Source organism: Bartonella massiliensis (assembly GCF_902150025.1).
GTDB classification, from domain to species: Bacteria; Pseudomonadota; Alphaproteobacteria; order Rhizobiales; family Rhizobiaceae; genus Bartonella; species Bartonella massiliensis.
The window spans coordinates 144564-162010 of record NZ_CABFVS010000011.1; the positions used below are offsets into that span (position 1 = coordinate 144564).

Consider the following 17447-nt stretch of genomic DNA (forward strand, 5'->3'; position numbering starts at 1 on the left):
ATGCAACAGCACCAAAAAATATAATTTCATTAAATACTTTCATGAAAAGATGTTCTCATTGACTAAAAGTTTCATAAAATTTTTTATCTCATAATAACTCTATCATTGAAATCTAATAATGAAGCATAGAAAGCACAGAATATGAGATTATATCACGGGGATTATACTCTTATTCGCCGTCTTTCAGATATTGGTTGAAATGCTAGCTTAGCATGAAAAGCACAATAGGGACTATTTTCATCAGAATCAGCACCACAAAAATGAAAATCGGCTGATAATGGATCCCCAATCGGCCATCTACATGTATTTTCACTCAATTGTAGCAGGTTAAGTTGACGTGATATAGGTACAACGACATTGGATTTTGCAGACATATCAATTTCTTTTACAGCTTCTGCTACAAACTCTGGCTTCAAAGTTTTTTCTTCAACATCGGCAGGTGGTGTGTTTATTGGTGATGCGGTGGATGTGCTGCGACGCACACGTGGAGATGATGGGCTGCTTCCTGCAGGAGATTTTTGCGCACGGGCGCTTCCTGGTGCTGTTTTGCCACGTCCTGGCAGTTTTAATCGATGCACTTTACCGATGACTGCATTTCTGCTGACCCCACCTAATTGAGCAGCAATTTGACTCGCACTTAACCCTTCACTCCAAAGCTTCTTAAGAAGCTCAACGCGTTCACATGTCCAACCCATACCAGCACTCCATTCCGATCACATCACTGAGATGCTCCCCCTTCACATCTTCAAATGTTTCAATAATATCTCCAATGCGCTGAATGAAAGAATTTTACGCTCTAAACGAACATAAGAAAATCATCCAACTTGTGGAACTTACAAATCAAAACACATCATCTTGCTTAACGATAGTGTAAATTACAATATGCACTCACTCTATGACAAGAGTCTTTGCCTCTTGAAGAATTTATTTAGAATGTTTTCCCCAACTTGCAAACCAATCATAGGTTAAACGTTCACTTTTATTTAAGGCTTTTCCCCAAAATGCTTATTCGTAGAACTTTCGTTGACTTTTTTCAATTGGTGTAATGATCTATTCCGTAAGTATAATTATTCATCGTCATGAAACGTTGAAAACACTGTTAACGAAATGTATCATGTTGTCTTATTTGTAGTGTTGCTTTGTATATATTAAAAAGGTTAAAATATAAAGGAAATTATGATGGATGTCCTCTCTATCCAACCACTTTACGAATGTTTTGCACGACGCAACTTGCATTTTAAACAGGGACATGGTGTCTGGCTTATTTCCGATAAAGGAGAGCATTATCTTGATTTCACATCTGGCATTGCTGTTAATGCATTAGGGTATGCCCATCCTAAATTGGTTGATACGCTCAAAAGGCAAGCTGAAAAACTTTGGCATATTTCTAATCTTTTTCAGTCTCCTGAACAAACAGCTCTTGCCACGCGGCTTTGTGCCAATAGTTTTTCTGATAAGGTTTTTTTCTGCAATTCAGGTACTGAAGCATTGGAATGCGCTTTCAAAACGGCACGTCATTATTACTATGCTGCGGGTCATCCAGAACGCATTGAAATCATTACTTTTGAAGGGGCATTTCATGGACGAACACTTGCAGCACTTGCTGCGACGGGGCATGAAAAATATCTGGAAGGCTTTGGGCCTAAAGCTGGTGGATTTATTCAAGTTCCTTTTTGTGATGAAATCGCTTTGCGTAACGCTGTTCATAAAAATACCGCCGCTATTCTTATTGAACCCATTCAAGGAGAAGGAGGGATACGAACGGTTTCTCATGAATATTTAAGATTTTTGCGCAAAATATGCGATGATAATGGTCTATTGTTGATTTTTGATGAAGTTCAAACGGGCATGGGACGAACCGGAAAGCTTTTTGCTTATGAATGGAGTGATGTCACACCTGATATTCTTACCCTCGCAAAAGGACTAGGAGGTGGATTTCCATTAGGTGCTTGCCTTGCAACGGATAAAGTTGCAAAAAGTATGACACCCGGAACCCATGGTTCAACCTTTGGAGGAAATCTTCTTGGAATGGCTATAGGAAATAGTATTCTTGATATTCTGTTAGAGCCAAGTTTTCTTAGTCATGTGCAAAACATGGGGAATAAACTAAAAAGTGGACTTTTGCATATTCTCAATATCTATCCTGATATTATCTGCGCAGTTCGGGGGATGGGGCTTATGGTGGGTATTCAATGTGTTGTTCCTTCAAATCTTGTCGTTAATGCTTTGGAAAAAGAATATCTCTTAAGTGTTGCAGCCAACAACAACGTTGTGCGCTTATTGCCTCCTCTTATCATTAGGGAAGAAGAAATAGATGAAAGTTTGCATCGTATTGAAAAAGCAGTTGCTCATCTTTCTGTAAACAAAGAAAGACTAATATCACACACATGACAAATGTTCTTCGTCATTTCACGGACTTATCTGTTTTAACGCCAGAAATAGCACGCGCACTGATCGAGTATGCAAAAAACTTAAAGCATCTTTTAAAGGAGGGGAAGGTTCAAAACCTTTTAAGGGCAAAACACTTGCGATGATTTTTGAAAAACCATCTACACGAACCCGTATTTCATTCGATATTAGTATGCGCCAGCTTGGGGGAGATACAATTATGCTTATGGGTTCAGAAATGCAACTTGGTCATAGCGAAACCATAGCTGACACGGCACGCGTTTTATCGCGTTTTGTGGATATCGTAATATTGCGAACAACAAAACATCAACGCATGCTTGAATTAGCGCAATATGCACAAATTCCTGTCATTAATGCCCTTACAGATGATACACATCCTTGCCAAGTTCTAGCAGATATTTTAACCTATGAAGAACATCGAGGGTCAATTACGGGCAAAATATTTACTTGGATGGGGGATGGGAATAATGTGCTTCATTCTTTGATTGAGGCGGCGGCTCTTTTTGATTTTCATTTGCGTATTGCCACTCCAAAGGGTAGTGAACCACAAGAAAAATTTATAGATTGGGCACGTGAACGGGGAGCACATCTTACGCTAACTCATAATCCCCAAAAAGCGGCTCAAGGTGCTGATTGTATTATGACCGATACATGGGTTTCCATGGGACAAGAATTTCGTGCTCGCAGCCGTTCTATTTTTCAGCCTTATCAAGTCAATGAAGCGCTCATGAAATTAGCAAAACCTGATGCTCTTTTTATGCATTGTCTTCCTGCTCATCGTGGGGAAGAAGTTGTCGATACTGTGATTGATGGGCCGCACTCCGTTGTTTTTGATGAGGCTGAAAATCGTCTTCATGCTCAAAAAGCAATTCTTTCTTGGTGTTTACAAGATGCGTTTTTCTCTCCACAATAGTTTCCCTATAATAGATTATAATAAAAGGCAAAGCCATGAGTGAGCAAGCTAAAGATGAAGCCTCTTTCAACCATATCTCTTTGCATGAAGATGATAGTGTGATTCCTTTTCAAGTCGAAGAACTTGATATCCGTGGACGTGCCGTACAACTTGGGGAGACTTTGAATTCTATTCTTAACAGACATCAATATCCTGAACCAGTTTCATATCTTCTGGCAGAGGCTTTACTTATAACTGTTTTGCTTGGAACCTCTCTCAAGCTTACGGGAAAATTTATTTTACAAACCCATTCCGATGGGCCGGTTAATATGTTAGTGTGTGATTTTTCTCCTCCTTCTCGTTTACGTGGATACGCCCGTTTTGATAAAGAACAGCTTAACCAAGCTATAGACAATGATCAAACGTCTTCAGAAACACTTTTAGGAAAAGGCACTTTAGCTTTCACGATTGACCAAGGGCCCTACATGCAACCCTATCAAGGGATAGTGGCATTAGATGGATCAAATTTACAAGAAGCTGCACGTACTTATTTTGATCAATCAGAGCAAATTCCCACCGATATTCGTTTGGCTGTTGCGATATTAATCAACCGTGATCAACAAGGAAAACCGCAGAAAAGTTGGCGAGCTGGAGGTATTTTAACGCAACTTTTGCCCCAAGCATCGTCCCATCATAAAATAGATGCTCCTCATCAAAAGCGAGAAGAAACGAAAACCAAAACCCAATTGGATAACCAATGGCAAGAAGCTAAAATACTCATGGCAACGATTGAAAGTTCAGAATTAACAGATCCTCAAGTTGGGAGTAAACAGCTCTTGTTCCGTCTTTTTCATGAACAAGGTGTGAGAGTTTTTAATCCTTTTTCTCTTGTTGATCAGTGTTCTTGTTCACGCGAAAAAATTAAAGGAATCCTAGAAGGTTTCCCGATTGATGAACGCAATAAAATGGTTAAAGATAAATATATTTCAGTCACATGTGAATTTTGCTCGAAAATCTATCGTTTTACACCGCAAGAATTTTTGGAAGAAAAAATATAATCAATTTCATAGAAAAATGATGATTGCAATAAAAGCTCATTTTAGTTTGCGTTATAAAAATTTAAAGCACAAGCTTATATGAAACTCTAGAATATTTCTTTCCTTAGCTTTTTTAGATGTATGCTCATGATTTTTCTATTGAAATCACTATTCACTCGACATGTTTTTTAAAAAAGAGTGCCCTGTAAAAGATACTTTCTTCTCTCGAAAGGGATTCTTTATTTACTTTTTACATCTCAAAAGTTTATTTCTTACAATGAATCCTTTTAAATTCATTAATATATTTATAAATCAATATGGTGATATTTTACTTTTCTTCTGTCATAATCGCTTGTTCAATTTTGGGGAGAATTTTTTTTTGATAAATTTGCCATGTTAAAGGACCAACATGTTTGGCAATAATGATACTTTCTTTATTCAAGAGAAAAGTTTCTGGTGGTCCATATACCCCCCAATCAATGGCTGTATAGCCTGAAACATCAAAGCCAATCAATTTAAAAGGATTACCAAAATTATTTAAAAAGCGCAGGGCGTTTGCTTTGTTATCCTTATAATTAATACCGATCAGATCAAAACGTTTATCTTGTGCAATCTTCATAAGAAGAGGATGCTCTTGGCGACAGGGTAAACACCAAGCCCCCCAAAAGTTGACCAATGTGACACGTCCTTTAAACTGTTTTGAATTGAGATAACTTTCCTTATCAAGAAGAGGAAGGTGTGTATTGGGGGCAGCTTTTCCAGCCAATGCATTTGGAAGAAGAGAAGGGTCTTGAGGGTATTTTTTATCCATAAAGTTGAAAAAAAACACCATGAGAAGAAGAAAAAGCACGAATGGTCCAAAAAGAACAAACAAAACAGTTAAAGATATATTTTTTTTAAGTTTTGGAGAGGTGTTCTTCATTGTATTTTTCTTTTTGTGACAGCTTTTTTTTGTTTAGCTGTTGGAGGATTTTTTTTTGGTATAGAGCTTTGCAAAGAATATAGCCAAGGAGAGATAAGAGGGATATTGCAGAAAGCCCATAGCTTAAAATAACAATTTGCTCGTGTTCTAGGGTTCCAAGGAAAACGTCAATTTTTTGAGATAGGTTTCCTAAAAGTCCGCTGTGAATGCCATTTAGGTCGAGCATGATGAAGAGTCCTGTTGTTGTATACGGCGGGATTTTTTAATCTGAAGTGTTTGGATATAACGATTATTAATTTCATTTCGCATCGCCATTAAATAGAGCGTAACAAACATAAAGATGAAACAAAATAACATGGTTATAAGGGGCCATAACATAGCATTGTCGATTGTTGGCCCTCCTGCACGTAATAGGGAGGCTGGTTGATGCAATGTATTCCACCAATTAACGGAAAATTTAATAATAGGGATATTAACAAATCCAACAAGGGTAAGAATTGCAGTAGCACGAGCAGCTTTTGCTTGGTTATCAAAAGCACGCCCCAGCAGGATAATGGAAAGATAGATAAAAAGTAGAATTAAAACCGATGTTAACCGTGCATCCCAGACCCACCATGTTCCCCATGTAGGGCGCCCCCAAAGTGCTCCTGTCATGAGGGCCAAGGCGGTAAAAATTGCTCCAATGTTTGCACCACATTTAAGAGTCACATCAGCAAGATGATATCTCCAAATCAAATTGCTTAATGCTGCGACACTTATCAATATATAACAGAATGTAGATAACCATGCAAAGGGGACATGAAGATACATAATCCTAACAGTGATCCCCTGTTGATAGTCGTCTGGTGAGTGCATCACTAGAATAAGCCCTAAGATAAGAAGACATAACGTTATACCGGCGAACCAAGGCAGAACGATACTGCTTATTTTCATGAAGCGGGCAAAACTTGCAGGGGATGACCTGATTTTATGGGTGCGAGATAGTTCATTCATGAAGCTCATAATAGGCAGAGTTTTGCTATGCGGCAATCATCTTTTATTATTCTGATAAAAGCTTGAGTGTTAAAGCGGCAACAAAAGAGCTAAAAAGACTCAAAAGCAGTGAAAAAGCGCTAAGAAGAGCCAAGGATGTAAGAAAAGAGGCATTTGGATTTGTTGGGGCAGTCGCAGTTGAAACGCCAAAAATCATAATGGGAATGATCCACGGTAAGATAATGATGAAAATAAGAAGAGTGCTGTGTAACAATGAGGCTGCAAGTGCTGCTCCTATAGCGCCAATAAAAACAATAGCTGGTGTTCCGCATAAAAGGGTGAGGATTGTTGTAAAAGTTATCGTGACATCTAAGTGGAGCATGAGGGCTAAAATAGGAGTCACAAAAATGAGAGGAAGCATTGTTCCTACCCAATGGGCAATGCATTTGGTAAAGACAATTAGTGTAAAGCTTTGTCGTTGTCCTGAAAGGATAAATTGATCGAGATTGCCATCATCATAATCGATTTGAAAAAGTTTGTTTAGATTAAGAAGTCCTGCGAGAAGGGCTCCAAACCACAATATCCCTGGTCCTATTTGGGCAAGAGTTTTGGGATCTGGTCCAATGGCAAAGGGGGTTATGACAACAACAGCAATGAAAAATAGTAGTCCTGTGAGTGAAGAAGTTTGTGGTACTAATAATAGTTTAAGATCACGCCAGAGAAGTGCTTTCATTTTATTTTCTCCTAGAGAGGTAAAAATTTTTCCAGAGCAATTGTATGGTTTTCTGGAATACCTAGGGAATAATGGGTTGCGGCGATAATCATACCACCTTGATTGAGATGACGTTGGAAAATACGAGAAAGAAGTTTTTGAGCATGGCTATCAAGCCCCGATATTGGTTCATCTAAAATCCAAAGAGGACGATAAGAGAGCAAAAGCCGGGCAATAGCGACACGTCTTTGTTGTCCAGTGGACAGAGCGTTAAAGGGTAAATGTTCAAGATCAGAAAGACCAATATCGGCAAGGGTTTCATGTACAAAACGTAAATGTTGACCATAAAATTCTGCCCAAAATTGCAAATTGTTTATGACAGATAAGAAAGGTTTCATGGCATTTTGAGACCCGAGATAATGACACGCTGTTGCAACAGGGTATCTTTGTTCATGGTCTTTAAAGATTATTTGACCTTCAGCAGCTTCAAGAAGACCAACAATGATTCGCAGTAAGGTCGATTTTCCGATACCATTAGGACCGGTGATTGTCATCAGTTGCTGTGGAAATAAACAAAAAGAAAGGTTTTTGAACAGAATCTCCTCGTTTCTATAAGCTGCTAAATTTTTGCCTAATAACACCATGTGGATAGCCTATTTTGCTTTAATTTTCCTATTCTTTATTGCATTAGAGCATAAAAAACACGTTTTTTATGCAATTGTCCCTAGAATAGTTCTAGAAATAGTTCTATAAGAGATGTATTACATCAATATCTGGTGTAAAATGGTTTTTGGCGCTGATTTCCGCATTTACCTATAAAAGGTGGAGGGGGAAATGGATAGCGGAGGTGGTTGCGTCTGCGCTCAAGCTGCGACCTTGACTCGTAGTTTGTGTTGTTCATTCCTGGAAATTGGGTGGTTTTTAGTATAAGGATGGACAGTCATGACTCACATTGATAGTTTTAATTGTCGCAGAACATTAAATGTTGGTGGCAAAGAATATACTTATTATAGCTTGATCGAAGCAGAGAAGAATGGACTTGAAGGTATTTCTCGTTTGCCATTTTCGATGAAAGTTGTTCTTGAAAATTTATTGCGATTTGAAGATGGTCGCACGGTTAAAAAAGAAGATATCCTTAATGTTGCTAAGTGGTTAAACGACAAAGGAAGTGCGGGGGCAGAAATCGCCTACCGTCCTGCACGTGTTCTTATGCAAGATTTTACCGGTGTTCCTGCTGTTGTTGACCTTTCTGCAATGCGCGATGCTATGGTTAAATTTGGCGGTAACGCTGAACAAATTAATCCTCTCATTCCTGTTGATCTTATCATTGATCACTCAGTTATTGTTGACGATTTTGGCACTCCCATGGCTTTTAAGGAAAATGTTGAGCATGAATATGAACGCAATGGTGAACGCTATCGTTTCCTTAAATGGGGGCAGCAAGCCTTTCAAAATTTTCGGGTTGTTCCTCCAGGAACAGGGATTTGTCATCAGGTTAACCTCGAATATTTAGCGCAATGCGTATGGATGAAGAATGAAGAGGGGAGTGAGACGGTTTATCCAGACACCTGTGTGGGAACTGATTCGCATACAACGATGGTTAATGGTTTGGGTGTCTTAGGTTGGGGTGTTGGGGGTATTGAAGCTGAAGCGGCAATGTTAGGCCAACCCGTTTCTATGTTGTTACCTGAAGTGATTGGTTTTCATCTAACAGGGAAACTTAAAGAAGGTGTAACAGCCACCGATCTCGTGTTGACGGTGACTCAAATGCTCCGCCAGAAAGGTGTTGTCGGTAAATTTGTTGAGTTTTTTGGTCCTGGTTTGGAACATATGACGCTTGCTGATCGGGCAACGATTGGAAATATGGCACCTGAATATGGAGCGACGTGTGGCTTTTTCCCAATTGATAATGAGACAGTGCGTTATCTCAATATGACAGGGCGTGATGAAAATCGGATTGCCTTAGTAGAGGCTTATTCTAAAGCACAGGGGATGTGGCATGATGGAATGGTGGCTAGTCCCATTTTTAGTGATACAATTGAATTAGATATGGGAACCGTTGTTCCTTCTATGGCTGGTCCTAAACGTCCTGAAGGACGTATTGCATTGGAAAATGTTGGGCAAGGCTTTGAGAAGGCATTGGTCGAAGATTATAAGAAGACTGGACAAGATGAGCGTTATCCGGTTGAGGGTGAAGAATATACGCTTGGTCACGGAGATGTGGTGATCGCTGCGATTACGTCATGTACGAATACATCAAATCCAAGCGTTCTTATTGCTGCAGGTCTTCTGGCACGAAATGCTGTGGCAAAAGGGCTCAAGAGCAAACCGTGGGTAAAAACCTCTCTTGCACCTGGTTCAAAGGTCGTTGAAGCTTACCTTCAAAGTTCGGGTCTACAAAAAGATTTAGATGCATTAGGATTTAACTTAGTAGGGTTTGGGTGCACGACATGTATTGGAAATTCTGGTCCTTTGCATCCAGCTATTTCCAAAACCATTAATGACAATGAGGTTATTGCTGCTGCAGTTCTTTCAGGAAATCGTAATTTTGAAGGGCGTGTTTCTCCTGATGTGCAAGCGAATTATTTAGCTTCTCCTCCATTAGTTGTCGCACATGCGCTTGTTGGGACGGTGTGTAAAGATTTAACCAAGGAACCTCTTGGTGAAGATTCAGATGGTCAACCGGTTTACTTAAGAGATATTTGGCCAACTTCTCAAGAAATACAGTCGTTTATCGAAAAAAATGTTACACGTAAGGTTTTTGCCGAAAAATATGCAGATGTCTTTAAGGGAGATGAAAATTGGCAAAAAGTTCAAATCCCTACGGGCTCTACTTATTCTTGGGATGAGCAATCTACCTATGTTCGTAATCCCCCTTATTTTGATGATATGAAGAAAACGCCGGATGTCTTATCAGACATCAAGGATGCACGGATTTTAGGTTTGTTTGGTGATAAAATCACGACAGACCATATTTCGCCTGCTGGTTCTATTAAGGCTGCTTCTCCTGCTGGCAAATATTTAATGGATCATGGTGTTAAAGTCGCTGATTTTAATCAGTATGGAACGCGCCGTGGGAATCATGAAGTTATGGTGCGTGGGACCTTTGCCAATATTCGCATTCGTAATTTCATGTTAGGAGAAAATGGTCGAGAAGGGGGCTATACGGTTCATTATCCCTCAGCGGTAGAACAAGCCATTTATGATGCAGCAATGGCGTATAAACAAGAAGGTATTCCACTTGTTGTTTTTGCGGGTATTGAATATGGCAATGGATCATCACGCGATTGGGCAGCCAAGGGGACCAATCTTCTTGGTATAAAAGCGGTGATTGTGCAGTCTTTTGAAAGGATTCATCGCTCTAATCTTGTTGGTATGGGTATTGTTCCTTTTGTTTTTGAAGAAGGTGTAAGTTGGAAATCTTTAGGCTTAAAGGGAGATGAAAAGGTAACAATTGAAGGGATTCATAACTTGAAACCTCGTCAAAAGACTGTAGCAACAATTACTTTTTCTGATGGTAGGGTAAAGACTGTTCCATTATTATGCCGTGTTGATACTGAAGATGAACTAGATTATTTGCATCATGGTGGAATTCTGCAATATGTCTTACGTAAGTTAGCTGTTTAAATGCTTTTGTTTGTTGAGAAATGTCTTTAAACGATTAAGCTATAAAGTTGCGGATCAAAGAGTTTGACTTCGTTTTTTATGTCTGTCTTTGAAAATTCAATTGACGTTAGCTTTGACATTGCGCTATAAGTCACATGAATTATAAGCAGCTTTATAGTTTTGCTTAGGTTAGGTTTGTTTATATTGGTAGAGTTGTTCTGTAGACTCATTTTACCAAAGTGTTGAAAGAGAGATTATATTTATGGCGAATACACCTTCTGCTCGAAAAGCGGTGCGCAAGGTTGCAGCACGCACACAGGTTAATAGGGCCCGCCGTTCACGCGTTCGTACTTTTATACGTAAGTTTGATGATGCTTTAGCTGGGGGTGATAAGGTGGCAGCGGAAATTGCATTTAAGAATTTTGAGCCTGAAATTATGCGTGCGGTTTCTAAAGGGGTTTTTCACAAAAATGCTGCAGCAAGAAAAGTATCGCGTTTAGCGAAGCGTTTGAAAGCTCTCAGCGTTTAAGTTTTCTCTTTTTTATTGAGAACAAAGCTAGTATCCATCAGGATGCTGGCTTTTTATTTATTGTTTTAAAAAGTTTCTATTGAAAATAAGAATCGACAATGATTCTTCTCTTGAAAAATGAGAGGACGTTTATAGGGGAGCATGGTTATCCACAAGCTTTGTGGATTTTTACAGAGTCTTTTTTGTCAAGTATTTTATTTTTTTTTTAAATCTGAAGAGATTCTTTAATGATTGGTAAATTTAGAGAAAAAAAATGAATTGAATCAATAATTTTTCTCGTTCTTTATTGATATAAGCATTTTTGGGGGATCTTTTGATTTTATTTTGACCTCTTGCATTTTACCTCTGCTGTTTTGTATGTTTCTTGTGAAGATTGAAAAGCATGAAGGGGTTACATCAGCGCGTTATTCTGTATTTTGTTGGATACAAGATGCTTTGGTTTAGACTTTTTAAGCTTTTGTGTTGAAGAGGTATTCTGACGTTTTTTTAGTTTTCTTAATTGGTATGTTTACCATTTTAGAAGGTTGGGTCATATCATGAGTGCAAGTAAATCTTATTGGTCATCTTTGTTAGTGGGGTTGTGATGAGGCTATCCTAGGGGAGGGAGAGTAATCTTATTTGGGATAGGGCGTGTTGCCTTCGGTAGGTTTATTTAGCTGTTTGGCAGGACAGAATTTTATTTTTATCAGGATGGAAGATGGTGGATAAATTGAACTCTAAAGCTAATTCCTTTAAAAGGGTTTCGGTAAATATCCTATCAACAGAGAATATAATAAAGGATAGAATGACAGAGAGTGATGGGGCCGTTTGTAGAAGTTCTTCTGTAGGATATTCTATTGTTTCAGAGGATGAAAGTGCGGCGGCTTTTATACGCGTGATGGCACAATTAAAGGCACAAGTTGGTGTTGAGGCTTATACCAGTTGGTTTGGTCGTGTGAAGCTTGCTGAGTATAGTCATACGCTTGTAAAGCTTTCTGTTCCTACTGCTTTTTTACGTTCATGGATTAATAATCACTATGGTTCTCTTTTAACAAATTTATGGAAACAGGAGAATTCATCTATTCTTCGTGTTGAAGTTATTGTTCGCGGTATGGAACGCGTTTCAAGAGATGTTGTTTGTAAAACAAGTTCGCCTTCTGTTGTTCTGGAGGAGCAGGTGACTTCACCTTTTGTTGAAAGTTGTTCAGAGCATGCAATCAAGAATTCTCAGACGGGAGTTTTGGGGTCTCCACTTGATTCTCGCTATAGTTTTGAGACTTTTGTTGAGGGGGCTTCTAATCGCGTTGCTTTAGCGGCTGCGCGTTCAATTGCGGAGGGACATAAAAGTGCTTTGCGTTTTAATCCTCTTTTTATTCACGCCTCTGTTGGTTTAGGAAAAACACATTTACTTCAAGCAATTGCGGCTTCTGCATTAAAGCGTTTAACGTCTGCGCGTGTTATTTATTTAACTGCTGAATATTTTATGTGGCGTTTTGCAACAGCTATTCGTGATAATGATGCTCTTTCTTTTAAAGAACAGCTCCGCGATATTGACCTTTTGATTATTGATGATATGCAGTTTTTGCAGGGTAAGTCTATACAACATGAATTTTGCCATTTGCTTAATATGTTGCTTGATAGTGCAAAACAGGTTGTTGTTGCTGCAGATCGTCCACCAGCAGAATTAGAATCGCTTGATCTTCGCGTTCGTTCTCGTCTTCAAGGAGGGGTAGCCCTTGAAATTGAAGCACCCGATTATGAAATGCGTTTGCAAATGTTACGTCAGCGGTTGAAGGTTGCACAGCAAGATGATGGCATGGTATCAATTTCTGATGATATCTTGGAATATATTGCAAAAACGGTTTTAGGGTCGGGGCGTGATATTGAAGGAGCATTTAATCAGCTCTTGTTTCGTCAATCTTTTGAGTCTGATTTATCTTTAGAACGGATTGATGAGTTATTAGGTCACTTGACACGTCCCGGTGAACCTAGACGCATTCGGATTGAAGAAATTCAGCGCACGGTGGCGCGCCATTATAATGTTTCTAAACAGGACTTGTTGTCTAATCGTCGAACACGGACAGTTGTAAAGCCACGGCAAGTTGCAATGTATTTAGCGAAAGTATTAACACCACGCTCATTGCCAGAAATTGGACGTCGTTTTGGTGGGCGTGATCATACAACAGTTTTACACGCTGTGCGTAAAATTGAAGATTTGGTTTGTGGTGATCAGACCTTGGCCAAGGAACTTGAGTTGCTTAAACGATTGATTGGAGAGCAGGCTGTATAGTGTTTATCATTTCTTTCTTTGAAGAAACTTTAAAGGATTTAATGGAAAGATTTATTTTTTCTTATGCAGGAGTGACTTGCCATTTTAAGAGAGCTTTAATAAAATCCAGCAGGCGATTCTTTAAAGAGGATCTATTATTTTAATTCTAAGGAATTTTTATCGTTTTTAGTAAATCATATAGGGCTTTTATGCGTATTACAGTTGATCGCAGTCAATTTCTCAAATCTCTAGGTCGTGTTCATCGTGTGGTAGAGCGCCGTAATACTGTTCCTATTTTATCGAATGTATTGATTGATGCCGAAAATGGCCGTGTGCAGTTAAAAGCAACAGATCTTGATTTAGAGGTTACAGAATCTTTTACAGTTAATGTTGAACAAGCTGGAGCAACGACTGTTCCGGCATATTTGCTCTATGATATCATTCGAAAACTTCCTGATGGCAATGAGGTTGTATTATCTGTCGATGAGAATCAAGCAAGTGCAATGTCGATTGTTTCGGGTCGTGCGCATTTTCAGCTTCAATGTCTTCCGAAGGCGGATTTTCCAGAATCACTTCCTGGACAGTTTAGTTATAGCTTTTCTCTATCGGCATCAGGGTTAAAGCATTTACTTGATTGTACGCAATTTGCTATTTCTACTGAAGAAACCCGCTATTATCTTAATGGTATTTACTTCCATGTTATTAATGATGATATCTTGAAATTGCGTTTGGTTGCAACAGATGGTCATCGTTTGGCACAAGTTGAAATGGAAGCTCCTTCAGGCGTTGAGGGAATGCCTGGTGTTATTGTTCCCCGTAAAGCTGTAGGAGAGCTACAGAAACTTCTTTCAGAAGAAAATGATAGCGATGTATGTATAGAGCTTTCAGAGACAAAGATTCGTTTTTCTGTGGGGTCTGTGATTTTTACCTCGAAGTTAATTGATGGAACATTTCCAGACTATCAACGTGTTATTCCTCTTGGAAATGATAAAGAATTAATTGTTAATAGGCAGGACTTTTCTTCTGCAGTTGATCGCGTTTCAACAATTTCAAGTGATCGAGGGCGCGCGGTTAAGTTAACGATTGAGCATGGGCAGCTGAAGCTTGTGGTTAATAGCCCTGATTCTGGCAGTGCAGAAGATCAGTTAGCTGTAACTTATACAGCCGATCCGCTTGAGATAGGATTTAATTCACGTTATCTTTTAGATATTGCTGGGCAACTTTCAAGTGATGAGATGGTTTTTATGCTATCAGATGCTGTAGCACCAGCTCTCATTCGTGATAATAATGATGCAGATGTGCTTTATGTACTGATGCCCATTCGCGTTTAGGGGCCGTTGTTTTGCAATGCATGGCTGGTCATGTGCACAAAGTGGCAGTGAGACAGCTGAGGCTTTTGCGTTATCGTAATTATGCTTCTTTGGAGATTCATTTTTCGGGTCAACATGTGGTTTTTACTGGTCACAATGGTGCTGGTAAGACAAATCTTTTAGAGGCATTATCTTTTCTTTCTCCGGGGCGTGGTTTAAGGCGAGCGGCTTATTCTGATATTAGTTTTTCAGATGGTAGCGGTGAAGGATTTGTTGTCTTTGCGCGTCTTGAATGTGCGCTTTATGGTGAAGTAAAGATTGGTACAGCTTTAGAGATGAGCGATAACAGTCGAAAGGTTCATATTAATGGTGTGAATGAGCCAAGTGATTGCTTAACAGATTACTGTCATATAAGTATCTTGACGCCTTCTATGGATGGTCTTTTTACGGGTTCTTCGCTTGAGCGCCGACGTTTTTTAGACCGTATGGTTTTGGCGATCGATCCTTTACATAGTCACCGCATAGCCGATTATGATAGAGCGATGCGCGCACGTAATCGTTTGTTTTTGGATGGAAATGAAGATTATGCTTGGTTTGACGCTTTAGAAAAACAGATGGCAGAATTGGCGATCGCTATTTCTGCGGCGCGTATTGATATTATTCGGCTTTTAAACGACATGTTTACAAAAATGCCATCTCAGATATCTTTTCCACGGGCTTTTTTGCAAATTGATGGTTTTTTGGAAACTGCTCTAAGTAGATTATCAGCGACTGAAGTTGAAGAACAATTTTGTGATCGGTTGCAGCGCAATCGTGCAATAGATCGTGCTGCTGGGCGAACATTAGAAGGACCACATCGCGCAGATTTGCAGGTTTTTTATGCGGATAAGAATCGAGCAGCAACATCTTGTTCAACAGGTGAACAAAAAGCGCTGTTAACAGGTTTGGTTTTGTGTCATGCACGTTTAACAGGTATGATGTCGGAAAGGGCTCCTATTCTTCTTCTTGATGAAATGGCAGCTCATCTTGATTCGCATCGACGTGCTGCTTTATTTGATATTCTTGATGATTTATCTGTACAAACATTTATGACAGGAACAGATCGTCTTTTATTTGATGACTTAAAAGGACGTGCAGAATTTTTTGAGATTAAGGATGGTGCTTTATTGCTGTAAAAAACATTCTAAATATTTTTTAATAAGGGATGATCGAGAAGAAAAGGCTTGCTATGTCCGTAATGATAACGATTTTAAACGGTCCTAATTTAAACTTCCTGGGTCAACGCGAGCCAGAAATTTATGGAACTGAAACTCTAGAAGATATTGAAAAAAATTGCAGAGAATGGGCAAAGAAAGCCGATTTTATCATAAATTTTTATCAAAGTAACTATGAAGGGCAGCTCGTAGAATGGATACAAGAGGCAATAGGGCTAAGTTCTGGATTGATCATCAATCCAGCGGCTTACAGTCATACATCTGTTGCTCTTCTTGATGCTCTAAAAATGTTCTCAGGGCCGAAAGTAGAAGTTCATTTATCCCATATTTATCAACGCGAAGCTTTCCGTCACCATTCTTATACCTCTTTAGGTGTCGATGCTATTATAACTGGATGTGGAAGTGATGGATATCGATTTGCACTCGAGTATATTGCAAAAAAAATTAAATTATAATCATTAAAAAGCAAGTGTTGGATCATTGGATGAAAGAGTGATATAGGCTTTGAATTCACTTGATAATTATTTTCAAATTTGTACAATATGAGGTATGATATTTATGACAATTTTTAGTGCGTATGATGGGGGCAAATAAAGATGGAAAGTTTTGTTAGACGGACAAAAATGCTGATGATTTTAGGGGGAATAGCACTACTTTTGTTTGGTTGTAAGATTGATGTTCTACAGCCATCAGGTTATGTTGCACGTCAACAGCTCATTTTGATCGCTGCTTGTGTGTTTGTTATGCTTTGCGTCGTCATTCCAGTCATGGTGAGTGTAGTATTTTTAGCAATAAAATATCGGGCATCAAATGTGAAAGCGGAATATTCTCCTGATTGGGCACATTCAAATAAAATTGAAGCAGTGATGTGGGGTATTCCAATTTTAATCGTAATGGTTTTGGGTGTATTCGCAGCTTATTATACTTATAAACTTGAGCCTGCAAAGCCTCTTCCGGTGGAGGTTGTGGGTGAAGGGGAGCCATTGCAGATTGATGCTGTCGCTCTTGATTGGAAATGGGTTTTTATTTATCCCCAGTATGGTATTGCATCGATCAATGAAATTTACGCACCTAAAGGACGTCAAGTTTTGTTGCAATTGACGTCAGAAAATTCTGTCAATGCTTTTTGGGTTCCTAAATTGGGTACAGTTCTTTACGCTATGCCGCAGATGAATGCTAAGTTGCATTTGATCGCTGAAGAACATGGCGTCTTCAAAGGGACCTCCGCAAATTACAGCGGCGATGGTTTTGCGGGTATGCGGTTTAATTGGCATTCTGTGTCTTCGCAGGATTTTGATGATTGGATTGTAAAAGCTCGGGCCAATGGGCGAGAACTTGATCGTAAGTCTTATCGTCAACTTTCTATTGCGCCTCGTATGGGTGATATTGCTGCGAAGGAAAAAGATGCTGAAGTTCGTTATTTTGCACCTGTTGAGAAGCGGCTTTACTATCGCATTGTTAATCGCTGTGTCGATGAAAATACGGTATGTAACGAAGATTTAATGAAACGCGCTGCTGCTCAGACGCTATGGGGTGCACTATGTTCAGTATTTGATCCCGAGGTTATTTAAGGGATCAATAGAGAAAGAGCCCTTT

General features: G+C 39.2%; 15 protein-coding genes and 1 pseudogene. 10 read left to right on the forward strand and 6 right to left on the reverse strand.

Going from position 1 to position 17447, the window contains the following annotated elements; genetic code table 11:
- Positions 1 to 161: 161 nt before the first annotated feature.
- Complete coding sequence (locus FNZ60_RS02995) at positions 162 to 695, reverse strand: GcrA family cell cycle regulator (RefSeq protein WP_142416235.1); 534 nt, start codon at positions 693 to 695, stop codon at positions 162 to 164.
- 484 nt (positions 696 to 1179) lie between these two features.
- Between FNZ60_RS02995 and FNZ60_RS03000 the strand changes: the two genes are divergently transcribed.
- The 3 genes and pseudogenes from FNZ60_RS03000 to FNZ60_RS03010 all read left to right on the forward strand — a co-directional run bounded on the left by FNZ60_RS03000 (position 1180) and on the right by FNZ60_RS03010 (position 4359).
- Positions 1180 to 2391: an aspartate aminotransferase family protein gene (locus tag FNZ60_RS03000; protein ID WP_142416291.1), complete on the forward strand. Its 1212-nt coding sequence runs from the start codon at positions 1180 to 1182 to the stop codon at positions 2389 to 2391.
- Positions 2388 to 3322: pseudogene (gene argF, locus FNZ60_RS03005) on the forward strand (ornithine carbamoyltransferase). Before FNZ60_RS03000 ends, argF begins: the two are co-directional and overlap by 4 nt.
- Positions 3323 to 3357: 35 nt before the next feature.
- Positions 3358 to 4359 (forward strand): Hsp33 family molecular chaperone, encoded by a 1002-nt coding sequence (locus FNZ60_RS03010; RefSeq protein ID WP_142416236.1) that lies wholly within the window; start codon positions 3358 to 3360, stop codon positions 4357 to 4359.
- Between the two features lie 307 nt (positions 4360 to 4666).
- On the opposite strand, the gene FNZ60_RS03015 is transcribed toward FNZ60_RS03010, so the two are convergent.
- Genes FNZ60_RS03015 through ccmA form a run of 5 tightly spaced genes read right to left on the reverse strand, consistent with a single transcriptional unit; the run spans position 4667 to position 7588 of the window.
- Positions 4667 to 5260 carry a DsbE family thiol:disulfide interchange protein gene (locus tag FNZ60_RS03015; RefSeq protein WP_142416237.1) on the reverse strand — a complete coding sequence of 198 codons (594 nt, stop codon included), beginning with the start codon at positions 5258 to 5260 and terminating at the stop codon, positions 4667 to 4669.
- Positions 5235 to 5486 (reverse strand): hypothetical protein, encoded by a 252-nt coding sequence (locus FNZ60_RS10045; protein WP_142416238.1) that lies wholly within the window; start codon positions 5484 to 5486, stop codon positions 5235 to 5237. Before FNZ60_RS10045 ends, FNZ60_RS03015 begins: the two co-directional genes overlap by 26 nt.
- Positions 5474 to 6253 carry a heme ABC transporter permease gene (locus tag FNZ60_RS03025; RefSeq protein WP_142416239.1) on the reverse strand — a complete coding sequence of 260 codons (780 nt, stop codon included), beginning with the start codon at positions 6251 to 6253 and terminating at the stop codon, positions 5474 to 5476. Before FNZ60_RS03025 ends, FNZ60_RS10045 begins: the two co-directional genes overlap by 13 nt.
- Before the next feature lie 46 nt (positions 6254 to 6299).
- Entirely contained in the window at positions 6300 to 6965 is a 666-nt protein-coding gene (gene ccmB, locus FNZ60_RS03030; protein WP_142416240.1) for a heme exporter protein CcmB, read from the reverse strand.
- Between the two features lie 11 nt (positions 6966 to 6976).
- On the reverse strand, positions 6977 to 7588 hold the full coding sequence (ccmA, locus tag FNZ60_RS03035) for a heme ABC exporter ATP-binding protein CcmA (RefSeq protein ID WP_142416241.1): 612 nt from the start codon (positions 7586 to 7588) through the stop codon (positions 6977 to 6979).
- Positions 7589 to 7886: 298 nt separating this feature from the next.
- On the opposite strand from ccmA, the gene acnA reads away from it, so the two are divergent.
- From acnA to cyoA, 7 genes are all read left to right on the forward strand, one after another.
- On the forward strand, positions 7887 to 10571 hold the full coding sequence (acnA, locus tag FNZ60_RS03040; RefSeq protein WP_142416242.1) for an aconitate hydratase AcnA: 2685 nt from the start codon (positions 7887 to 7889) through the stop codon (positions 10569 to 10571).
- A 241-nt stretch (positions 10572 to 10812) separates the two neighbouring features.
- The gene (rpsT, locus tag FNZ60_RS03045) at positions 10813 to 11079 is read left to right on the forward strand and encodes a 30S ribosomal protein S20 (protein WP_142416243.1); all 267 of its coding nucleotides are present in this window, start codon (positions 10813 to 10815) and stop codon (positions 11077 to 11079) included.
- 697 nt (positions 11080 to 11776) lie between these two features.
- A complete protein-coding gene (dnaA, locus tag FNZ60_RS03050) occupies positions 11777 to 13348 on the forward strand; it encodes a chromosomal replication initiator protein DnaA (RefSeq protein WP_142416244.1) in 1572 nt (523 codons plus the stop codon).
- 188 nt (positions 13349 to 13536) lie between these two features.
- Positions 13537 to 14658, forward strand: coding sequence for a DNA polymerase III subunit beta (gene dnaN / locus FNZ60_RS03055; protein ID WP_142416245.1), 1122 nt, complete (start codon positions 13537 to 13539; stop codon positions 14656 to 14658).
- Positions 14659 to 14678: 20 nt separating this feature from the next.
- A complete protein-coding gene (gene recF / locus FNZ60_RS03060; RefSeq protein WP_142416246.1) occupies positions 14679 to 15812 on the forward strand; it encodes a DNA replication/repair protein RecF in 1134 nt (377 codons plus the stop codon).
- A 53-nt stretch (positions 15813 to 15865) separates the two neighbouring features.
- Positions 15866 to 16306 (forward strand): type II 3-dehydroquinate dehydratase, encoded by a 441-nt coding sequence (gene aroQ / locus FNZ60_RS03065; protein WP_142416247.1) that lies wholly within the window; start codon positions 15866 to 15868, stop codon positions 16304 to 16306.
- Positions 16307 to 16447: 141 nt separating this feature from the next.
- Entirely contained in the window at positions 16448 to 17422 is a 975-nt protein-coding gene (gene cyoA / locus FNZ60_RS03070; protein WP_142416248.1) for a ubiquinol oxidase subunit II, read from the forward strand.
- The last annotated feature ends 25 nt before the right edge of the window (positions 17423 to 17447 follow it).

Coding starts and splice junctions, on each gene's coding strand:
- FNZ60_RS02995 (WP_142416235.1), bottom strand. CDS start 695: ATGGGTTGGACATGTGAACGCGTTGAGCTTCTTAAGAAGCTTTGGAGT.
- FNZ60_RS03000 (WP_142416291.1), top strand. CDS start 1,180: ATGGATGTCCTCTCTATCCAACCACTTTACGAATGTTTTGCACGACGC.
- FNZ60_RS03010 (WP_142416236.1), top strand. CDS start 3,358: ATGAGTGAGCAAGCTAAAGATGAAGCCTCTTTCAACCATATCTCTTTG.
- FNZ60_RS03015 (WP_142416237.1), bottom strand. CDS start 5,260: ATGAAGAACACCTCTCCAAAACTTAAAAAAAATATATCTTTAACTGTT.
- FNZ60_RS10045 (WP_142416238.1), bottom strand. CDS start 5,486: ATGCTCGACCTAAATGGCATTCACAGCGGACTTTTAGGAAACCTATCT.
- FNZ60_RS03025 (WP_142416239.1), bottom strand. CDS start 6,253: ATGAATGAACTATCTCGCACCCATAAAATCAGGTCATCCCCTGCAAGT.
- ccmB (WP_142416240.1), bottom strand. CDS start 6,965: ATGAAAGCACTTCTCTGGCGTGATCTTAAACTATTATTAGTACCACAA.
- ccmA (WP_142416241.1), bottom strand. CDS start 7,588: ATGGTGTTATTAGGCAAAAATTTAGCAGCTTATAGAAACGAGGAGATT.
- acnA (WP_142416242.1), top strand. CDS start 7,887: ATGACTCACATTGATAGTTTTAATTGTCGCAGAACATTAAATGTTGGT.
- rpsT (WP_142416243.1), top strand. CDS start 10,813: ATGGCGAATACACCTTCTGCTCGAAAAGCGGTGCGCAAGGTTGCAGCA.
- dnaA (WP_142416244.1), top strand. CDS start 11,777: ATGGTGGATAAATTGAACTCTAAAGCTAATTCCTTTAAAAGGGTTTCG.
- dnaN (WP_142416245.1), top strand. CDS start 13,537: ATGCGTATTACAGTTGATCGCAGTCAATTTCTCAAATCTCTAGGTCGT.
- recF (WP_142416246.1), top strand. CDS start 14,679: ATGGCTGGTCATGTGCACAAAGTGGCAGTGAGACAGCTGAGGCTTTTG.
- aroQ (WP_142416247.1), top strand. CDS start 15,866: ATGTCCGTAATGATAACGATTTTAAACGGTCCTAATTTAAACTTCCTG.
- cyoA (WP_142416248.1), top strand. CDS start 16,448: ATGGAAAGTTTTGTTAGACGGACAAAAATGCTGATGATTTTAGGGGGA.